Origin of the sequence: Pseudomonas peradeniyensis, assembly GCF_014268935.2 — a bacterium.
Classification (GTDB): domain Bacteria; phylum Pseudomonadota; class Gammaproteobacteria; order Pseudomonadales; family Pseudomonadaceae; genus Aquipseudomonas; species Aquipseudomonas peradeniyensis.
In genome coordinates this window covers 916,955-933,851 of record NZ_JABWRJ020000001.1, presented here as the reverse complement: position 1 = coordinate 933,851, position 16,897 = coordinate 916,955, and the positions used below count along the sequence as shown (strand labels likewise).

Genomic DNA, 16,897 nt, shown 5'->3' with positions numbered 1-16,897 from the left:
TTCCGTAGACCCTGGGCACGCCTGCTGCCACAACGAATATGGACCTGAAACGCATACGAACTCTCGCGCTGACGCTACGATCGCAGTGGCGCTTTGCCAGTTTTTCTTGAACCGTTTGATCACTTTGGCGACGATGGTGAAATTTCCTACAAACATCGGCGACAAAGGGCAGCGCACGTGGCGATCAAAGCTGTATCGAAGGAACGTATTGACGAGGCTTTGCTGGAATTTGACCGCGACTTTAGAGGAAGACGAGAGTGGCATGGTTGGGAGACGAACCCTGCCCACCGCTACGCGATTGCTGTAGGGGGTACATCGTACCCAGCAAAGAAAATAGTCTCCTTGGCTACCGGTATCGCAGTGGGCCAATTCCCTGGCGGACACCTCACAAACCGCTATTTAGAAAAGCGTGGGTTTAGCATTATCGAGCTGCAAAGCACTGGTCTAGAACCAGTCCTGCAGTTCGAGCCTGGGGCCATTTACGATCGCGTGACTGAAATCAACGGACCATTCGGGGGTAGCCGGCAGAGCGGCATAGCGGCATCCGCTACCCACCCGGCGATTTTCTTGTTTACAGGCGATAGTGGCGAGCAATACGGCTATGCCGACCGCTGGGACAATGGTGCGTTTCTCTACACCGGTGAAGGACAGCGTGGGCCTATGACGTTGAACCGTGGCAACAGAGCTGTCGCTGAGCATGCTGAGACAGGTCGTGCGCTTCATCTGTTCAAGTCGCTCGGCAAAGGAAAAGGTAATCGCTACATAGGTGAGTTCTGCTGCGCCGACGTCTTTGAACGAACCCAGCCGGATGTTGATGGCGAGGACCGCACTGCTCTTGTATTCAGATTGGTACCTGTGGGCAGTCCAGAGCTGAATATCGAAACTGAATTGGAGACAGGAGTTGAACTCGCAGATTCATTGGCTGCCGCTCGGATAGCTGCCCTGGCTGCCTGTAAGCCGGTGACGAATGCAGTAGACCAATCAGCACATCGCAAAATTTACCAGCGCAGCCGGAAGGTCTCTCACTACGTCCTCATGCGTGCCAAAGGCTTATGTGAAAGCTGTGACAAGCCAGCTCCATTTTTTAAGAAAGATGGAACCCCATACCTGGAGCCGCATCATGTAAATCGGCTCTCCGACGGAGGACTCGACCACCCTCGGTACGTAGGTGCTGTCTGCCCATCTTGCCATCGCGAAATTCACTCAGGTGTACATGGTGTGTCACTTAATGAGCAGTTGAAGCAGCGACTTAATGCAATTGAAGGCTAAGTTGATTGACAACGCTGCCAGTACCTAGAGGCACGCGTCACTCGGCTAGATCAGCCGATAATCACGGTGCAAAACGCCAAGCTCATCCAGCCCTCGCGCGAGCATCTGACTGTACCCCTGACGATTATGGATAAAGGGAGAAAAGAGGCTGTGGCCAAGCCATTCTTCGAAGCCATTTTGAGCCACGTTTGCCAACGCCATGCCCACCGAGCGCACGTCTTCGAATCTCCCGTGCTGCAGGTCATCTTGATTGAGGTTGTCGTAGACGTACCAAGTATCGTCATCGAGCTCTGACCAGCGCTTGAACGATGCTCGCCTCACTTGGCACGGAACGCAACGACCACAATGTTTATAGCCGAACCGCTGGAAGCGCCCACAACTGGTGGATGCCACAGCATGCTGCTTGAGCAAATCCTGATTTTTGCAGCCCACCATCATTTCGCCTTTCGTGACCAAGGCATAGGGATTGCGAATCTGAACATTGATGCCAGCAGCATCAAAAATCTGTTGGAGCCGCCCCAAGTATTCGGGATGCGCAGTGCGAGTGCTCAGGCTACCGACCCGGGACATAGTCAGCGGTGGATTGATGGCGATGAACCCGTTCTCGCAGATATACAGCGGAACGGTCTCGCCACGATGGTAGCGATCGAGCGAAGTCGCTACGGCTAGGCCAAATGCCAAAAATACGATCGAGCGCGCGCGCTGGGACGGCTCTTGCTGCCCGGGCGACCTGGCCACGTGGTTGAGACCGATCCGGTTCAAACCAAGACTCTGTGCGAACAGATCCTGCTTCTCACCATCGCCTCGAACAATCTGGCTCACTGCGTAGGGTTTCACCCCCTGTTCGACCAGGTCAATTGCACCAATCAAGCTGTCTAGACCACCAGAGAGCAGCACCACCGAATCTTCAACAGGATGCAGTACCTGCATCTGTGCCGGCGGCCCAAAACCACCAGGATGAAAAGCCAGTGTCCACTGATCCGTTGTGAGGAACCGCAACGCCGCCTCCAAGGCACGAGCCTGCGCATTCCAAAACACCGGATCCAGCACAGCAATTTCAAGACTGATCTGGCGAGTCCAGGCATCAGCACTTTTTGCTCTCAGATCAGTGAAGTCAGCAGCCACCACTGAAAGCGCGATACTCAGAAAGTCCCAGGCTTGAGGGCTGATTTCCAAATGGGCCCTATCCAGCAGTTCCCGAGCATAGCCACCAACGCTGACCTGCCCATCCTCCGCTTTACCGTAGATCACCACTTGCATGGCGCCGTCCATACCCGGCACCGTGAATCCAGCTGGACCGCACACAAACCTCATTCTACGTACCCCTCAAAGACTTCAAAGGTGTCCTGCAGCGCCTGGGTAACAACCTGAGAAATCCTCCCAGTAGTCAAGGGCGTTCTGGCGTTTGCGATCTTGCGGAACGACGCGCTCACGCATTCTTTGATGTAGTCCTTGATCTCCTTCAAGCGACGCATTGCGACGGATGCTGAAGGCGCTTTTTCCTGGATCGTCTTGCACATATCGAGCTCGTACCGATGGAAGACGTCCATCGCTGTGAAACGCTCAATCGCAAACGTCCGCTGCTCGGCTGACAGGTTGAGTAGGTCAGCGTCTGGGTAACGCACAAGAACATCGGATAGCGAGCCACGGATCGAGGCACGCTCAGCCTCCGCATCCTGAGTACCGTCTACTGGGCGCACGGCTTCAACCAGTGCATCCATCACTTCGGAGGCAGAGCGACCTTGCAGAAGGACTCGGTCAAGTACACCGGGGCCGGCTTGCTGGCTGCCATCAGCGACCGACTCAAGCGCACTGCCGAAGACCCCGGCGATCGACGCGGTGCCTCCAAAGCGAGCCGTGGTGGTTTTTGATCCACCATATCCATGGCGCACATATTCCCGCAGGCTCTTGCGCAAGCTATTGCGATTACCGCTGCTTGCGAAGTCACCGAGCCCCCGCCGCGCCCCCTTGAATCGTGCAGGAGGTGCTAAGGGTGAAGGTGCCTGGGGTACCTGTCTTGGGTCATCGGCTTGGTCACTACCATCCTCGGTCTCGTCCTTGTCTGGCTCGTATGGCCCGTCATCTTGTGGATCTGCATCCGGTGGCTCGGGCGGCTTTGGCGGCACAGGGGGCAGCGGAGGAGTCCAAGGTGGTACGTACGGTAGACCCTTGCCAGGCGGATCGTTATTTTGTGAGGTTCCCATCAAACTTCCTTATTGCAGCCTTCACCGGCGGACTGACTTCAGCCGTCTTCCAAAATTCGTACACTGACTTCGCCCAAACCTCGTCTGTAAGCTTCGGCACAATGCCCGCCTGGATTTGTGCCGGCGGACGAGCTTTCAGAAACGCAGCCAATCGAAGCCCCTGCTGAGCATCAAGTCGTCCGACTACGAGCAAGGCCTCCAGGATGTCAGGTACTCCCCACTCTTGCTCAGCACCTGCTTTGTCTAGCAAACGATCCATCACCACGTTGATATCGACAGGCGCTATGAGTGCCAACCTATCCTTGAGCTGCTCAGCCATGTCAGGGGTAGCGAGCAGTGCGGTAAGCAGCTCGGCAGCTTCCGAAGACAGTCGGTCTTCGTCTGTGATGATCGGAGCATGCTCACGACTGACGTAGATTGCTCCCCGCAGATCTTTGTCTGCCAACGCTGGAGGCAGGGCGAGCCACTCTTTGACGAAAGGAAGATCCCAGGGCTGCTGGAGCGCTAGGGCTTTGCCCAACTTCATATCAGCTTCCCACTCGCCAAGCAGCACGGGCTTGCCGTCCTTGTGGGATGCCACCGCCTTCATCAGTTCTTCGTACGCCTTTGGGTTACCGCTACGCTCGAAAAGCATCAGCTTGACCAGCACCGCTTCGTCGACACCTACCCCTTGAGCACGAGATATGCTCATTCGGATAGACAGGGCGTTCAGGAAGCGCTTGATTAGTCGAGGGTTTCCCTGGATACCCGAGGCAGACGTCATGACCGCAGCCAGGCGTTCAGCGGTGTCGAACTTGCCGATCAGGTCTGTGGGGTAGTCGCTATACAAGCTCTGCATGAACGCGCGATCCACCCGGTTGCCCTGCCAGGTTGTCCGAAGCTGTCCGCGCACCTGAACTCGAATTTCTTCGACGACCTCTTTGGGCAGCTTACTGTTCTCTAGGAACAGCATCATCATATACGCCCTGACTTCCTGGGTACCCAGGGGAGGAACACGAATCGGCACCTGAATCAGTTTGTCGAAATAGCTGGTCACCAAGACATCATCGGGCACGCCGCTAAAGTGCTTGCGCACCGCGTGCTTTATCATCTCGTTGTCCGCAGCGATAACGAACGCTGTATTGCGCAGGAACAGGAAGAGTCGAATGGCTTCCAGCGTAGAGATAGTGGTCTCGGGCAGGCAGCGATCCAGGTCGTCGATCAACACGACGAGGGTGACCCCCAGCTCTTCCAGGATGGTCTCGAAGTTATCCCTGAGTGCCTGGATTTCCTTAGGCGGAGACTTTTTGGCAGGTGCGCTACTCCATAGCTTACCGGCCTCATCCTTGGCTTTTTCGGCGGTGTCGTGCAATGCCTCGATGGCATCCTGATCGACCTGCCCAGATCGAACTCGGTCAACAAGGCTAATGATCTCGCCTAGCAGGCCCGGCGCGGGTACTCCCGTAGCAAAGGACAAGGCGGTGCTGCCGGCGAGCTTCGCAGTCCGGAGCCAATTCACCCGTGAAAGCAGCTCAGTAGCTTTATCTAGACCTTTCGCGCGCTTCTTGGCCTCGGCTTCCAGACGCGTGGCGATCACGTCCATCAGGGCGGCGCGGGCGTCATCGTAGCCTTGGTACAGCCAAGCGTTGAATTCGACGAATATAAAGTCCTTCGCAGGCTTCTCCTCGGCCTGGGGCGGAGCTTTGAGGGATGCCTGGATCAACTTGATCATGGACGACTTGCCCGCGCCCCACGCACCAGACACACCGATGGAAATCGGGCGGCCATCAGCTTGGTAGACGATCTCGGCGACCGTGTCAGCGACCCCAGAAAAGTTTAGGAAGTCTGTTTCCGTCTCGTTATCTACCCACATGGAAACCCTCCCTGGACGTCTTCAACGTGAAAGCTTTCCGAGTGAAAGTTGTCAGCGTGAAGCAATGGCAACAACGCACCATAGTAGCCTTTGCACTTGGCCAATGGCCACCACCCAAGGGAGCAATGAGACAAGGAAATATTTCGTTACGTAGAAGTTACGTCAGGAACAGGTCGCGCGCGCCTGTTACCTGCATGCCAGCATCTATGCGTGCTGGCTCATCTACTACCTGGTGTGCTTGCCGCTGCAGCGGTGTGGGGGGCCCGTGTAGCCCCCGTAGTTCACGACCGTCCGCTTACGACCCCAAGCGGACGCACAGCCTGGTTGCAATCCTCCGTGCTAACTGCGCTACTCGGCTAAGCTGAAAAGCTTAGACATACATACCCACCGGAACTTTTCGCTGTACAACCTGCCTTGATGGCCAAAAGGTGAAGCGTTTCATGAGGTTCCGTCGCTGGGACAGTTCTCTATTCGAGGTGCAAGGGATATGCGCAAAAAAGGTCAATCTTGGCTATTACTGCTTGTATTCTTTGTAGTGATCTGGGCAGTCGGCAAAAAGGACTCGCCTAGAATAGAGGCGCCTCTTAGCCAGGCGCCAGTGAGGTCCTTGACAACGGTCTCATCACTGGCGCCACAGACAACACAAAAATCCACAACAGAGCACTTCGTCAACGCGGACAAGCTGAACCTGCGCGCTCAGCCAGGCGGAAAAGTGATTTCCCAACTCAAACGCGGCGAGAAGGTGCAGGTCTATGAGCAGCAGAATGAATGGGCCCGCATCAGCCTTGATGGACAGCCGCAGCGGTGGATCTCCTATAAAAATCTCTGTAGTGGCGCAAATTGCTTTATTAGCTTACAGCCCAAAAGAGAGCGACTCACTCCACAACCAGCTCGCAGCACAACGTCAGAATATGGTTCATCATGCCCCTGCTCTTCGGGTCGTATCTGCATCGGCCCAAGAGGCGGTCGCTATTGCATCACATCTGGGGGAAACAAACGGTACGGCGTTTAGCTTTTCTCGCTAATGGCTGAGTTTGGTAGACCTGCCAATGCCGTCGGTGGAAAGTCGGCCCTCGTATCGCACTGCGTTGGTGCAAGCCTTTGGCCGTAGGCTCATACTCAGGCCTCTAGTGTTGAATGCGGGATACAATCATTAGGCTGCCAAGCTTTTATGCGCCGGCCTGCTTTGACAGCTGCAAGAGATTGGACTAACAACATAACAGTACTCAACAACCCAAGCAGAAAAGGAAATTTTGCATGAGCATCAAGCCCGGTCCTAAACGCACCAACGAAGATGGCACTCCGGACAAAAGGCAGCGAGTCACTCCTGAAAAGCAGAAGGAGCACCCGGACCTGAAACCCCATAAGCACAAAAAGGGCGAATAGGGAAGAAAAAGCAGCTCTTGAGAGCTGCTTTTTTCTAGGATGTCAAGAGCTCCCTGTGATCGCCCAGCTTCTTGTAGATGTAGGTACGAAGATCAAGCTCTGGTCGTAGATTCGTGATATTTGGGCCCAGCGTGTACAGGTGTGCTCTTCATCCCGATGCCCCAAGGCCCCTTTCTTGGGATGTGTTGAGTAAATCAACACTGCTCGCATATTACTTCCACGCCAAGGCCCCCTTTTATGCACATGAGCTTCAGAGCTGGCGACCTTAACGAATACCTTGCAGACCTCACAGGCTACAAAGTTGGATTGGCCTTAACCTTGGAGGAGCTCTACGACCATCTTAGTGGTGAAGAAGGATACGCAGATCGCGCGCGAGAATCTGAGCAGAACGGAACTCGGCTGCACTCCACTGATTTGGAGGCCATTGCTTATCGCCTGCTGTTTCGAGTCGGGTACACCGAGGAGGAGTACGACGGGGATCACACCGGAGCAAAGCTCTTTCATAAGTATCGGCGCAGCGGGCAAGAGGATTTGCACTTCGCCGTCGTGAGAACCTGGAATCAAATGATGCCCTCGATGATCGAGGCGGCTTCGAAGTCAGGCAGAGGGCTTAATCCCTCTCCATATCTCGCGCGTTGCAAGAGGGAATTCGGTCATGCCGGTTGGGACATGGCGTTGGAGCAAATCCACGTATTCGACTTGGCCATGCGGATGAGTCTCCTCTCGAACCAGCAACCTGCAATCTGGAATGACCGAGTCTCGCTAGATCAGCTTTTCGGCAAAGCCGAGCATAGCAGCAAGGGCGGGGCCTTCATTGATCAGCGGTTTATCGACTACTTGTCTGTCAACAAGGACCGGATTGGCGATATGCACTGGCGTCGGTTTGAAGAACTGACTGCTGAGTTTTTTCAGCGACAAGGCTTCAGAGTCGACCTCGGGCCTGGCTCGGGTGATGACGGTGTGGATGTACGTGTATGGAAACCAGACTCGGAGCCCGGCGCGAACCCGCTCTGCCTAGTACAGTGCAAGCGCCAGAAGGCGAAGGTCGAGAAGGTCGTGATCAAGGGCCTGCTTTCCGATGTTCAATGGGAAAAAGCCGAATACGGAGTGATCGTCACCTCCTCGACGCTCAGCCCCGGGGCAAAAACTACGATCGAAGCCCGGGGCTATCCGATCCGGGCGGTCGAACGCAATGCGGTCTCCAAATGGCTCATGGCCTTGCGCACGCCAGGAACTGGAATCGTGAGGATGTAGAGCTACTATGCCGCTTAAAAACGGCGCAGGCCGCTCAGGCATAGGAGCTTTTCGTCCGCAATTATCAGCGCCACTGGCAGCTTTGGGTCGAAAGCGGCCATCCGAGATTTACCATTTGCAACTCAGTTGGGTACGAGCATCTGCCCATCAATCCACAGACGTAAACGGCTCTGAACAACCCTTAGTCATGGATTTCGATGTGCTAAGCCGCCCGCGAAATCTAATCAAATCTCGGTAGCGCAAAAAGTGGTGTAAATTTCTATCAGCGGCAAAATTCGAAGACATAAAAAAATCCAGTCACCGCTAAGTGACTGGATTCTTTGGAGTATTTTGGTCGGGACGGAGTGATTCGAACACTCGACCCCTTGCACCCCATGCAAGTGCGCTACCGGGCTGCGCTACGCCCCGACATCATTCTCGATACCGCTGAGAACGTTGAAGAATTTAACCTAACCTTTTGAATAATGGAAGCTTTTTTTCAAAAATTTCCACTCGTCGCCAACCAGATCACTTCTTCAACACCACCAACACATCCTCCAACTCCGCAATCATCTGCCGAATCAGCTGCTTGTACTGGCTGGACTCATCCTTGACCTCATCACTGGAGAGCCGTAACCGCGCCCCGCCAATGGTAAAGCCCTGGTCATACAGCAAAGCGCGGATCTGGCGGATCATCAGCACATCCTGGCGCTGATAATACCGCCGGTTGCCACGGCGCTTCACCGGGTTGAGCTGCGGAAATTCCTGCTCCCAGTAGCGCAGCACGTGCGGTTTTACCGCACAGAGCTCGCTGACTTCACCGATGGTGAAGTAGCGTTTGCCCGGGATGGGGGGCAGCTCGTCGTTATGGCTTGGTTCCAGCATAGGCCTCTACCCGGGCTTTCAGCTTCTGCCCTGGACGAAAGGTGACGACGCGGCGCGCGGTGATCGGGATCTCTTCCCCTGTTTTAGGGTTGCGGCCCGGCCGCTGGCGTTTGTCGCGAAGGTCGAAGTTGCCGAAACCGGACAACTTGACCTGCTCGTTGTCTTCAAGCGCGTGCCGAATTTCTTCGAAAAACAGCTCGACCAGCTCCTTGGCCTCACGCTTGTTAAGCCCCAGCTCCTCGTACAGCCTTTCGGCCATCTCAGCTTTCGTCAGAGCACCCATGCCGTTATTTCCTTAACGTGGTGTTCAACCTTTGTTCAAGCGAGGTGAGGATGGTTTGCAGGGTTTCATTCACCTCATCGTCGTTAAGAGTGCGCGATGGATGTTGCCAGGTCAAGCCGACGGCCAGGCTTTTTCTATCAGGATCAATGCCTTTACCCTGGTAGACGTCAAACAGCCTGAGGTCTGTGAGCCATTCGCCTGCATTGTCACGAATTACTTCAAGCACCGAGCTAGAAGCGACATCACGACCTGCGATCAAGGCCAGGTCACGACGGGTTTCCGGGAACTTGGACAGCTCGCTGAACTTCGGCAGGCGACCTTCGACTACATCGCCGAGCACCAGCTCGAAGACGAACACCGGACGGTCGAGGCCGAGGGTCTTGGCCAGCTCCGGGTGGATGGCGCCGAGGTAGCCGACTTCCTTGCCGTCGCGCTCGATGCGGGCGGTCTGGCCTGGGTGCAGGGCTGGGTGCTTGCCGGCGACGAAGCTGAAGTCGCTCAGGGCGCCCGAGTATCCCAGCAGGGCTTCCACATCGGCCTTGACGTCGAAGAAGTCGATGCCGTCGCGACCGTTCGCCCAGCCTTCTGGCTGGCGGCTGCCGGTGACGACGCCGGCGATCATTGGCTGCTGCTTGAGGTCACCGAGCTGGCCGACGAAGCGCAGGCCGCTTTCGAACAGGCGCACGCGGTCTTGCTGGCGGTTGAGGTTGTGCTGCATCGCCTTGACCAGGCCCGGCCACAGCGAGGCGCGCATGGCGGCCATGTCGCTGGAGATGGGGTTGGCCAGCAGCAGCGGCTCGACGCCTGGGGTGAACAGCTCGAACAGTTTCGGGTCGATGAAGCTGTAGGTGATGGCTTCCTGGTAGCCACGGGCAACCAGCAGGCGGCGCAGGTTCGGCAGCTCGCCGCGGGTTTCCGGGCGGGCTTGCGGGGCCAGGCGGGCCTGCGGGTAGCGCACCGGCAGGTTGTTGTAGCCGTACAGGCGGGCCAGCTCTTCGATCAGGTCGACTTCCAGGCTGACGTCGAAGCGGTGGCTTGGAACGGTGACCGTCCACTCCCCTGCCCCGTTTGCGCTGGTTTTCAGCTCCAGGGCGTTGAGCAGCTGCTCGACCTGGGCGGCGTCCATCTGCATGCCGAGCATCTGAGTGATGCGTTCGGCGCGCAGGGTGATCGGCGCGATGTTCGGCAGGTGCTGCTCGCTCACGGTCTCGACTACGGGGCCTGCTTCGCCGCCGACGATCTCGAGGATCAGGGCGGTGGCGCGCTCCATGGCTTCACGGGCCAGTTGCGAATCCACGCCGCGCTCGTAGCGGTGCGAGGCGTCGGTGTGCAGGCCGTAGGAACGGGCCTTGCCGGCGACGGAGATCGGCTCGAAGAAGGCGCTCTCGAGGAACAGGTCGCGGGTCTTCTCGGTGTTGACGCCGCTGTGCTCGCCACCCATCACGCCGGCAATGGCCAGGGCGCGGGTGTGGTCGGCGATCACCAGGGTGTCGGCGCGCAGGGCGACTTCCTGGCCATCCAGCAGGACGAGCTTCTCGCCCTCCTCGGCCATGCGTACGCGGATGCCGCCGTTGATTTCGGCGAGGTCGAAGGCGTGCATCGGCTGGCCGAGTTCGAGCATCACGTAGTTGGTGATGTCGACGGCGGCGTCGATGCTGCGCACGTCGCTGCGGCGCAGGCGCTCGACCATCCACAGCGGGGTCGGCTTGCTCAGGTCGACGTTGCGGATGACGCGGCCCAGGTAGCGTGGGCAAGCGGCCGGGGCGCTGACTTCGACCGGGCGCACTTCGTCGTGGGCGGCCGGTACGGCCGGCACCACCGGGCGGGAGACCGGCACGTCGTACAGGGCGCTGACGTCACGGGCCAGGCCGGCCAGGGACAGGCAGTCGCCGCGGTTCGGGGTCAGGCCGATCTCGATGCTGGCGTCGTCGAGGTTCAGGTACTTGCGAATGTCTTCGCCAACCGGGGCGTCAGCCGCCAGTTCCAGCAGGCCGTCGTTCTCTTCGCTGATCTGCAGCTCGGAAGCCGAGCAAAGCATGCCGAACGACTCGACGCCGCGCAGCTTGGCCTTCTTGATCTTGAAGTCGCCCGGCAGTTCGGCGCCGATCATGGCGAACGGGATCTTGATGCCTGGGCGGGCATTCGGGGCGCCGCAGACCACCTGGAAGGTCTCTGCGCCGTTGCTCACCTGGCACACGCGCAGTTTGTCGGCGTCCGGGTGTTGTTCGGTGGTGAGGATCTCGCCCACCACGATGCCGCTGAACTGGCCGGCAGCGGGGGTCACGCTGTCGACTTCGAGGCCGGCCATGGACAGGCGGGCGACCAGTTCGTCACGGGAGACTTGCGGGTTTACCCAACCGCGCAGCCACTGTTCACTGAATTTCATGCTGTTCTCCTGAAAGTTGCGTCGATTGGGCCTAGCGGAATTGAGCCAAGAACCGCAGGTCGTTGTCGAAGAACAGACGCAAATCGTTGACGCCATAGCGCAGCATGGCCAGGCGCTCGGCGCCCATGCCGAAGGCGAAGCCCTGGAACTCTTCCGGGTCGATGCCGGACATGCGCAGCACGTTCGGGTGGACCATGCCGCAGCCCATCACTTCCAGCCAGCCGGTCTGCTTGCACACGCGGCAGCCGTTGCCGGAACACATCACGCACTGGATGTCGACTTCGGCGGACGGCTCGGTGAAGGGGAAGAACGACGGGCGGAAGCGCACGGCCAGTTCTTTCTCGAAGAACACCCGCAGGAACTCTTCGATGGTGCCCTTGAGGTCGGCGAAGTTGATGCCACGGTCGATCAGCAGGCCTTCGACCTGGTGGAACATCGGCGAGTGGGTGATATCCGAGTCGCAACGGTACACACGGCCTGGGCAGACGATGCGGATCGGCGGCTGGGTGCTTTCCATGGTGCGGACCTGTACCGGCGAGGTGTGGGTGCGCAGCAGCATGTTGGCGTTGAAATAGAAGGTGTCGTGCATCGCCCGCGCCGGGTGGTGGCCGGGGATGTTGAGCGCTTCGAAGTTGTGGTAGTCGTCTTCGACCTCGGGGCCTTCGGCGATGCCGTAGCCGATGTGGGTGAAGAACTGCTCGATGCGCTCGAGGGTACGGGTGATCGGGTGCAGCCCGCCGGTGGTCTGGCCACGGCCTGGCAGGGTCACGTCGATGCATTCGGCGGCCAGGCGAGCGTTGAGCTCAGCCTCTTCAAAACCGGCCTTGCGTGCGTTGAGCACGTCAGTGACGCGTTCCTTGGCGTCGTTGATCAGCGCGCCAACCTTGGGGCGCTCTTCGGCTGGCAGGTTGCCCAGGGTCTTCATCACCTGGGTCAGCTCGCCTTTCTTGCCGAGGAATTGAACCCGGATCTGTTCCAGGGTAGTGATGTCTTCAGCGCGTTCCACGGCCTCGAGGGCTTGGGCGACCAGCGCGTCCAGGTTTTCCATGTACAGACTCCAGATACGAAAATAGGGGAAGAGCTTTTGAAGGCTCTTCCCCTATCCGATGACGTTTTACACCCGACGGCGCAGGCGCCGCCGGATGATTGTCGTGGGTACTTAAGCCAGTACGGCTTTAGCCTTCTCGACAATCGCAGCAAACGCCGCTTTTTCGTTCACTGCCAGATCGGCCAGAACCTTACGGTCGATTTCGATCGACGCCTTTTTCAGGCCAGCAATCAGACGGCTGTACGACAGACCGTTGGTGCGGGCACCGGCGTTGATACGAGCGATCCACAGTGCGCGGAACTGACGCTTCTTCTGGCGACGGTCGCGGTAGGCGTATTGGCCTGCCTTGATGACCGCTTGCTTGGCTACACGGAATACGCGCGAACGTGCACCGTAGTAACCTTTAGCCAGTTTCAGAATTTTTTTGTGACGCTTACGAGCGATAACGCCGCGCTTAACACGAGCCATGAGTAACTTCCTCTATCTTAACCAGAATTAACGAACGCGCAGCATGCGCTCGACTTTTGCCACGTCAGACGGGTGCAGCAGGCTGGCACCGCGCAGTTGACGCTTACGCTTGGTCGACATTTTGGTCAGGATGTGGCTCTTGAAAGCGTGCTTGTGCTTGAAGCCGGAAGCCGTCTTCAGGAAGCGCTTCGCAGCACCGCTCTTGGTTTTCATCTTTGGCATGTTGGAACTCCGCATTCGAATAAAAATTACACAATAATCATCAGGCCTGCCGTGCCCGGGAGATTACTTCTTCTTTTTGGGGGCGATGACCATCATAAGCTGGCGTCCTTCCATCTTCGGATGCTGCTCAACGGTGCCGTATTCGGCGAGGTCGGTTTCGACCCGCTTCAACAGCTCCATGCCCAGCTCCTGGTGGGCCATCTCACGGCCGCGGAATCTCAGAGAGATCTTGGCCTTGTCCCCATCGCTAAGGAAACGTACCAGGTTGCGTAGTTTTACCTGGTAATCCCCTTCTTCCGTCCCTGGACGAAACTTGATTTCTTTGATCTGGATCTGCTTCTGGTTCTTCTTGGCTTCGTTGGCCTGCTTCTTCTTCTCGAAGAGGTGCTTGCCGTAGTCCATCACCTTGCAGACGGGCGGTACCGCGTCTGCAGAGATTTCCACCAGATCCAGCTTCGCTTCATCAGCGATACGCAGCGCTTCATCAATCGAGACGATGCCAATCTGCTCGCCGTCAGCACCAATTAACCGAACCTCGCGTGCCGAGATATTCTCGTTGATCGGGGCTTTCGGTGCAGTTCGTTTATCGTTTCTCATTTCACGCTTAATAGTCATTACTCCGATTCTTGGCGACCACGCCGGGAAACCGCTTGCGACAGCAGCTCAGCGAACTGCGCGACGGGCATCGAGCCCAGGTCAGCGCCTTCGCGGGTGCGCACAGCGACGGTTTGCGTTTCGACTTCGCGATCCCCTATAACCAAAAGATAAGGGACCCGCAGCAACGTATGCTCGCGGATTTTAAAGCCGATCTTCTCATTTCTCAAGTCCGACTTGGCACGGAATCCGCTACCGTTCAGGGCTTTTTCCACCTCGAGGGCAAAGTCGGCCTGCTTGTCGGTGATGTTCATGATCACGGCTTGGGTCGGCGCGAGCCAGGCCGGGAACACGCCGGCGTAGTGCTCGATGAGCATGCCGATGAAGCGCTCGAACGAGCCGAGGATGGCGCGGTGCAGCATCACCGGGCGCACGCGGCTGTTGTCTTCGGCGATGTAGCTGGCGTCCAGGCGCTCGGGCAGGTTCGGGTCGTACTGCAGGGTGCCGCACTGCCAGTTACGGCCGAGGCAGTCGCGCAGGGTGAACTCGATCTTCGGACCGTAGAACGCGCCCTCGCCCGGCTGGTATTCCCACTCCAGGCCCGACTCGTTGAGGGCGTCGGCCAGCGCGCCTTCGGCGCGGTCCCACAGCTCTTCGGAGCCCACGCGCTTGGCGGGACGGGTCGAGAGCTTCATGGCGACGTCGGTGAAACCGAAGTCCTTGTACACGTCCAGGGTGAGCTTGATGAAGTCGGCGGCTTCTTTCTTCACCTGATCTTCGGTGCAGAAGATGTGCGCGTCGTCTTGTACAAAGCCACGCACGCGCATGATGCCGTGCAGGGCGCCGGACGGCTCGTTACGGTGGCAGGCACCGAACTCGGCCAGGCGCAGTGGCAGGTCGCGGTAGGATTTGAGGCCCTGGTTGAACACCTGCACGTGGCACGGGCAGTTCATCGGTTTTACCGCGTAGTCGCGGTTTTCCGACGAAGTGGTGAACATGTTCTCGGCGTAGTTGGACCAGTGGCCGGAACGCTCCCAGAGGATGCGATCGACGACCTGCGGGGTCTTGATCTCCTGGTAGCCGTTTTCACGCTGGACCTGACGCATGTATTGCTCGAGCACCTGGTACACGGTCCAGCCGTTGGCGTGCCAGAACACCATGCCCGGCGCTTCTTCCTGCAGGTGGAACAGGTCGAGCTGCTTGCCGATCTTGCGGTGGTCGCGCTTCTCGGCTTCTTCGATGCGCTGGATGTAGGCGGCCAGCTGCTTCTTGTCGGCCCAGGCGGTGCCGTACACGCGTTGCAGCTGCTCGTTCTTGGCATCGCCGCGCCAGTAGGCGCCGCTCAGCTTGGTCAGCTTGAACGCTTTGAGGAAGCGGGTGTTCGGCACGTGCGGACCGCGGCACATGTCGACGTATTCTTCGTGGTAGTACAGGCCCATGGCCTGTTCATCCGGCATGTCCTCGACCAGGCGCAGCTTGTAGTCTTCGCCACGCTGGGTGAACACGTCGATGACTTCGGCGCGCGGGGTCATCTTCTTGACGACGTCGTAGTCCGTGTCGATCAGCTGCTGCATGCGCTTTTCGATGGCGGCGAGGTCGTCCGGGGTGAAGGGACGCTCGTAGGCGATGTCGTAATAGAAGCCTTCGTCGATCACCGGGCCGATCACCATGCGAGCGGTCGGGTACAGCTGCTTCACCGCGTGGCCGATCAGGTGGGCGCACGAGTGACGGATGATCTCCAGTCCCTCTTCATCTTTAGGGGTGATGATCTGCAGGGTGGCGTCGTGGTCGATCTTGTCGCAGGCATCGACGAGCTTGCCGTCGACCTTGCCGGCCAGGGTGGCCTTGGCCAGGCCCGCACCAATGGATGCGGCGACTTCGGCTACGGATACCGGCTGGTCGAACGTGCGTTGACTGCCATCGGGAAGAGTAATAACGGGCATGGCGCCTCCTCTCCTAGTGGTGACCCCTACCAAAGGTCACGTGGGTTGGGATGAGCCAGTACAAGATCCGCCCTGCCTTTCCCGTGGGAAAGCCTGCCTCACAGTGGCAGAGACCTTTCGGCCTGCCAGGGTCGAACCAGAGTGACTGGAAGGTAAAAGTTGCAGGCCGCCAGTGGCGAGCCGCAAGCCGAGCATGCTAGCACGCGGGTTGCACCGGGTCGCAGAAATATTTGGAAATTACGCCGCCGGGGTGAACTTGTGCGGAAAATTTCCTATCAGACCTTCTGAAGCAACCTACTCTTGATGAGACCTTTACCCAAGGAGTGTTCGGTTATGCGACTTCAGTCCCTTCTGGCTGCCTGCGCTGCAAGCGCCCTGCTGCTGCCGCTGGCTGCCAACGCAGGCAATTTCCCCGCCGGCAAGGAGGCGCCCTACATGGCTCAGTGCCAACAGGTGGCAAGCGGCCAGGGCGTGGACGCGGCGACGGCGAAGAAGCACTGCGAATGTGGCGCCAAAGTGATCAAGGAGAAATTCACCGACAAGGAAATCAATGACCTCACCACCGCGGAGGATGGCGTTGACGCCAATCTGATGCAGAAGGCCCAGCAGGCAGTACGGGCCACCTGCACCGCAAAATAGGCAGGGTTGACTGGCCATTGCACGCATCTTTTGCGCTGGATCAACATCCTGCGAAGGTAAAAGGCGCTAGATACGCAGAAATGGACTATAGTGTCGTCGGTGCTACTGAAGCCACGGCGACATTGCACCCCGATAAAAAATCATGTTTCTGGAGATTCACCCCATGTCCAATCGCCAAACCGGCACCGTCAAGTGGTTCAACGATGAGAAAGGCTTCGGCTTCATCACTCCTCAAGGCGGCGGCGACGACCTGTTCGTACACTTCAAGGCTATCGAAACCGACGGTTTCAAAAGCCTGAAAGAAGGCCAAACTGTTTCCTTCGTAGCCGAAAAAGGCCAGAAGGGCATGCAGGCTGCGCAGGTTCGTCCGGAGTAATTTTCGGATAGCTGCAAAAAAACCCGCCACTTGTGGCGGGTTTTTTATTGGCTGCGCTGCAGTGCGCCTTGGGCTATCAGGATGACGCAGGAAGTCACCCTGCGAGCAC

General features: G+C 57.9%; 17 protein-coding genes and 1 tRNA gene. 6 read left to right on the top strand and 12 right to left on the bottom strand.

Annotated elements, in window-relative coordinates; genetic code table 11:
- Positions 1 to 177 precede the first annotated feature (177 nt).
- Entirely contained in the window at positions 178 to 1,269 is a 1,092-nt protein-coding gene (locus tag HU751_RS04210; protein WP_186732535.1) for an HNH endonuclease, read from the top strand.
- Between the two features lie 45 nt (positions 1,270 to 1,314).
- Here HU751_RS04210 and qatC read toward each other — a convergent pair whose 3' ends face one another.
- The 3 genes from qatC to HU751_RS04195 all read right to left on the bottom strand — a co-directional run bounded on the left by qatC (position 1,315) and on the right by HU751_RS04195 (position 5,325).
- Positions 1,315 to 2,583, bottom strand: a complete 1,269-nt coding sequence (gene qatC / locus HU751_RS04205; protein WP_186732536.1) for a Qat anti-phage system QueC-like protein QatC — start codon at positions 2,581 to 2,583, stop codon at positions 1,315 to 1,317.
- A complete protein-coding gene (gene qatB, locus HU751_RS04200; RefSeq protein ID WP_225933217.1) occupies positions 2,580 to 3,185 on the bottom strand; it encodes a Qat anti-phage system associated protein QatB in 606 nt (201 codons plus the stop codon). Before qatB ends, qatC begins: the two co-directional genes overlap by 4 nt.
- A gap of 268 nt (positions 3,186 to 3,453) precedes the next feature.
- Positions 3,454 to 5,325, bottom strand: a complete 1,872-nt coding sequence (locus tag HU751_RS04195) for a KAP family P-loop NTPase fold protein (RefSeq protein WP_186732538.1) — start codon at positions 5,323 to 5,325, stop codon at positions 3,454 to 3,456.
- A 487-nt stretch (positions 5,326 to 5,812) separates the two neighbouring features.
- Between HU751_RS04195 and HU751_RS04190 the strand changes: the two genes are divergently transcribed.
- From HU751_RS04190 to HU751_RS04185, 3 genes are all read left to right on the top strand, one after another.
- Entirely contained in the window at positions 5,813 to 6,337 is a 525-nt protein-coding gene (locus HU751_RS04190; protein ID WP_186732539.1) for an SH3 domain-containing protein, read from the top strand.
- 245 nt (positions 6,338 to 6,582) lie between these two features.
- Positions 6,583 to 6,711 (top strand): hypothetical protein, encoded by a 129-nt coding sequence (locus tag HU751_RS26995; protein ID WP_023094431.1) that lies wholly within the window; start codon positions 6,583 to 6,585, stop codon positions 6,709 to 6,711.
- Positions 6,712 to 6,948: 237 nt separating this feature from the next.
- Complete coding sequence (locus HU751_RS04185; protein ID WP_186732540.1) at positions 6,949 to 7,965, top strand: restriction endonuclease; 1,017 nt, start codon at positions 6,949 to 6,951, stop codon at positions 7,963 to 7,965.
- A gap of 331 nt (positions 7,966 to 8,296) precedes the next feature.
- Here HU751_RS04185 and HU751_RS04180 read toward each other — a convergent pair.
- The 9 genes from HU751_RS04180 to thrS all read right to left on the bottom strand — a co-directional run bounded on the left by HU751_RS04180 (position 8,297) and on the right by thrS (position 15,773).
- Positions 8,297 to 8,373 (bottom strand) — tRNA-Pro (locus tag HU751_RS04180).
- Between the two features lie 99 nt (positions 8,374 to 8,472).
- A complete protein-coding gene (locus HU751_RS04175; RefSeq protein WP_011533210.1) occupies positions 8,473 to 8,829 on the bottom strand; it encodes a MerR family transcriptional regulator in 357 nt (118 codons plus the stop codon).
- The gene (gene ihfA, locus HU751_RS04170; protein WP_009394049.1) at positions 8,810 to 9,112 is read right to left on the bottom strand and encodes an integration host factor subunit alpha; all 303 of its coding nucleotides are present in this window, start codon (positions 9,110 to 9,112) and stop codon (positions 8,810 to 8,812) included. Before ihfA ends, HU751_RS04175 begins: the two co-directional genes overlap by 20 nt.
- Positions 9,113 to 9,116: 4 nt before the next feature.
- On the bottom strand, positions 9,117 to 11,498 hold the full coding sequence (gene pheT / locus HU751_RS04165; RefSeq protein ID WP_186732541.1) for a phenylalanine--tRNA ligase subunit beta: 2,382 nt from the start codon (positions 11,496 to 11,498) through the stop codon (positions 9,117 to 9,119).
- A 31-nt stretch (positions 11,499 to 11,529) separates the two neighbouring features.
- Positions 11,530 to 12,546, bottom strand: coding sequence for a phenylalanine--tRNA ligase subunit alpha (gene pheS / locus HU751_RS04160; protein ID WP_186661675.1), 1,017 nt, complete (start codon positions 12,544 to 12,546; stop codon positions 11,530 to 11,532).
- Positions 12,547 to 12,657: 111 nt separating this feature from the next.
- The gene (rplT, locus tag HU751_RS04155; protein ID WP_003250671.1) at positions 12,658 to 13,014 is read right to left on the bottom strand and encodes a 50S ribosomal protein L20; all 357 of its coding nucleotides are present in this window, start codon (positions 13,012 to 13,014) and stop codon (positions 12,658 to 12,660) included.
- A 27-nt stretch (positions 13,015 to 13,041) separates the two neighbouring features.
- Positions 13,042 to 13,236, bottom strand: a complete 195-nt coding sequence (gene rpmI / locus HU751_RS04150) for a 50S ribosomal protein L35 (protein ID WP_003250667.1) — start codon at positions 13,234 to 13,236, stop codon at positions 13,042 to 13,044.
- A gap of 63 nt (positions 13,237 to 13,299) precedes the next feature.
- On the bottom strand, positions 13,300 to 13,851 hold the full coding sequence (gene infC / locus HU751_RS04145) for a translation initiation factor IF-3 (RefSeq protein ID WP_172402370.1): 552 nt from the start codon (positions 13,849 to 13,851) through the stop codon (positions 13,300 to 13,302).
- The gene (gene thrS / locus HU751_RS04140; RefSeq protein WP_028691465.1) at positions 13,851 to 15,773 is read right to left on the bottom strand and encodes a threonine--tRNA ligase; all 1,923 of its coding nucleotides are present in this window, start codon (positions 15,771 to 15,773) and stop codon (positions 13,851 to 13,853) included. The genes infC and thrS overlap by 1 nt, the downstream gene beginning before the upstream one ends.
- A gap of 333 nt (positions 15,774 to 16,106) precedes the next feature.
- Here thrS and HU751_RS04135 point away from each other — a divergent pair, with 333 nt between their 5' ends.
- Positions 16,107 to 16,412, top strand: coding sequence for a hypothetical protein (locus tag HU751_RS04135; protein ID WP_110738971.1), 306 nt, complete (start codon positions 16,107 to 16,109; stop codon positions 16,410 to 16,412).
- 163 nt (positions 16,413 to 16,575) lie between these two features.
- Entirely contained in the window at positions 16,576 to 16,788 is a 213-nt protein-coding gene (locus HU751_RS04130) for a cold-shock protein (RefSeq protein WP_007956027.1), read from the top strand.
- Positions 16,789 to 16,897 lie beyond the last annotated feature (109 nt).

Coding starts and splice junctions, on each gene's coding strand:
- qatC (WP_186732536.1), bottom strand. CDS start 2,583: ATGAGGTTTGTGTGCGGTCCAGCTGGATTCACGGTGCCGGGTATGGAC.
- HU751_RS04195 (WP_186732538.1), bottom strand. CDS start 5,325: ATGTGGGTAGATAACGAGACGGAAACAGACTTCCTAAACTTTTCTGGG.
- HU751_RS04190 (WP_186732539.1), top strand. CDS start 5,813: ATGCGCAAAAAAGGTCAATCTTGGCTATTACTGCTTGTATTCTTTGTA.
- HU751_RS26995 (WP_023094431.1), top strand. CDS start 6,583: ATGAGCATCAAGCCCGGTCCTAAACGCACCAACGAAGATGGCACTCCG.
- HU751_RS04185 (WP_186732540.1), top strand. CDS start 6,949: ATGCACATGAGCTTCAGAGCTGGCGACCTTAACGAATACCTTGCAGAC.
- HU751_RS04175 (WP_011533210.1), bottom strand. CDS start 8,829: ATGCTGGAACCAAGCCATAACGACGAGCTGCCCCCCATCCCGGGCAAA.
- ihfA (WP_009394049.1), bottom strand. CDS start 9,112: ATGGGTGCTCTGACGAAAGCTGAGATGGCCGAAAGGCTGTACGAGGAG.
- pheT (WP_186732541.1), bottom strand. CDS start 11,498: ATGAAATTCAGTGAACAGTGGCTGCGCGGTTGGGTAAACCCGCAAGTC.
- pheS (WP_186661675.1), bottom strand. CDS start 12,546: ATGGAAAACCTGGACGCGCTGGTCGCCCAAGCCCTCGAGGCCGTGGAA.
- rplT (WP_003250671.1), bottom strand. CDS start 13,014: ATGGCTCGTGTTAAGCGCGGCGTTATCGCTCGTAAGCGTCACAAAAAA.
- rpmI (WP_003250667.1), bottom strand. CDS start 13,236: ATGCCAAAGATGAAAACCAAGAGCGGTGCTGCGAAGCGCTTCCTGAAG.
- infC (WP_172402370.1), bottom strand. CDS start 13,851: ATGACTATTAAGCGTGAAATGAGAAACGATAAACGAACTGCACCGAAA.
- thrS (WP_028691465.1), bottom strand. CDS start 15,773: ATGCCCGTTATTACTCTTCCCGATGGCAGTCAACGCACGTTCGACCAG.
- HU751_RS04135 (WP_110738971.1), top strand. CDS start 16,107: ATGCGACTTCAGTCCCTTCTGGCTGCCTGCGCTGCAAGCGCCCTGCTG.
- HU751_RS04130 (WP_007956027.1), top strand. CDS start 16,576: ATGTCCAATCGCCAAACCGGCACCGTCAAGTGGTTCAACGATGAGAAA.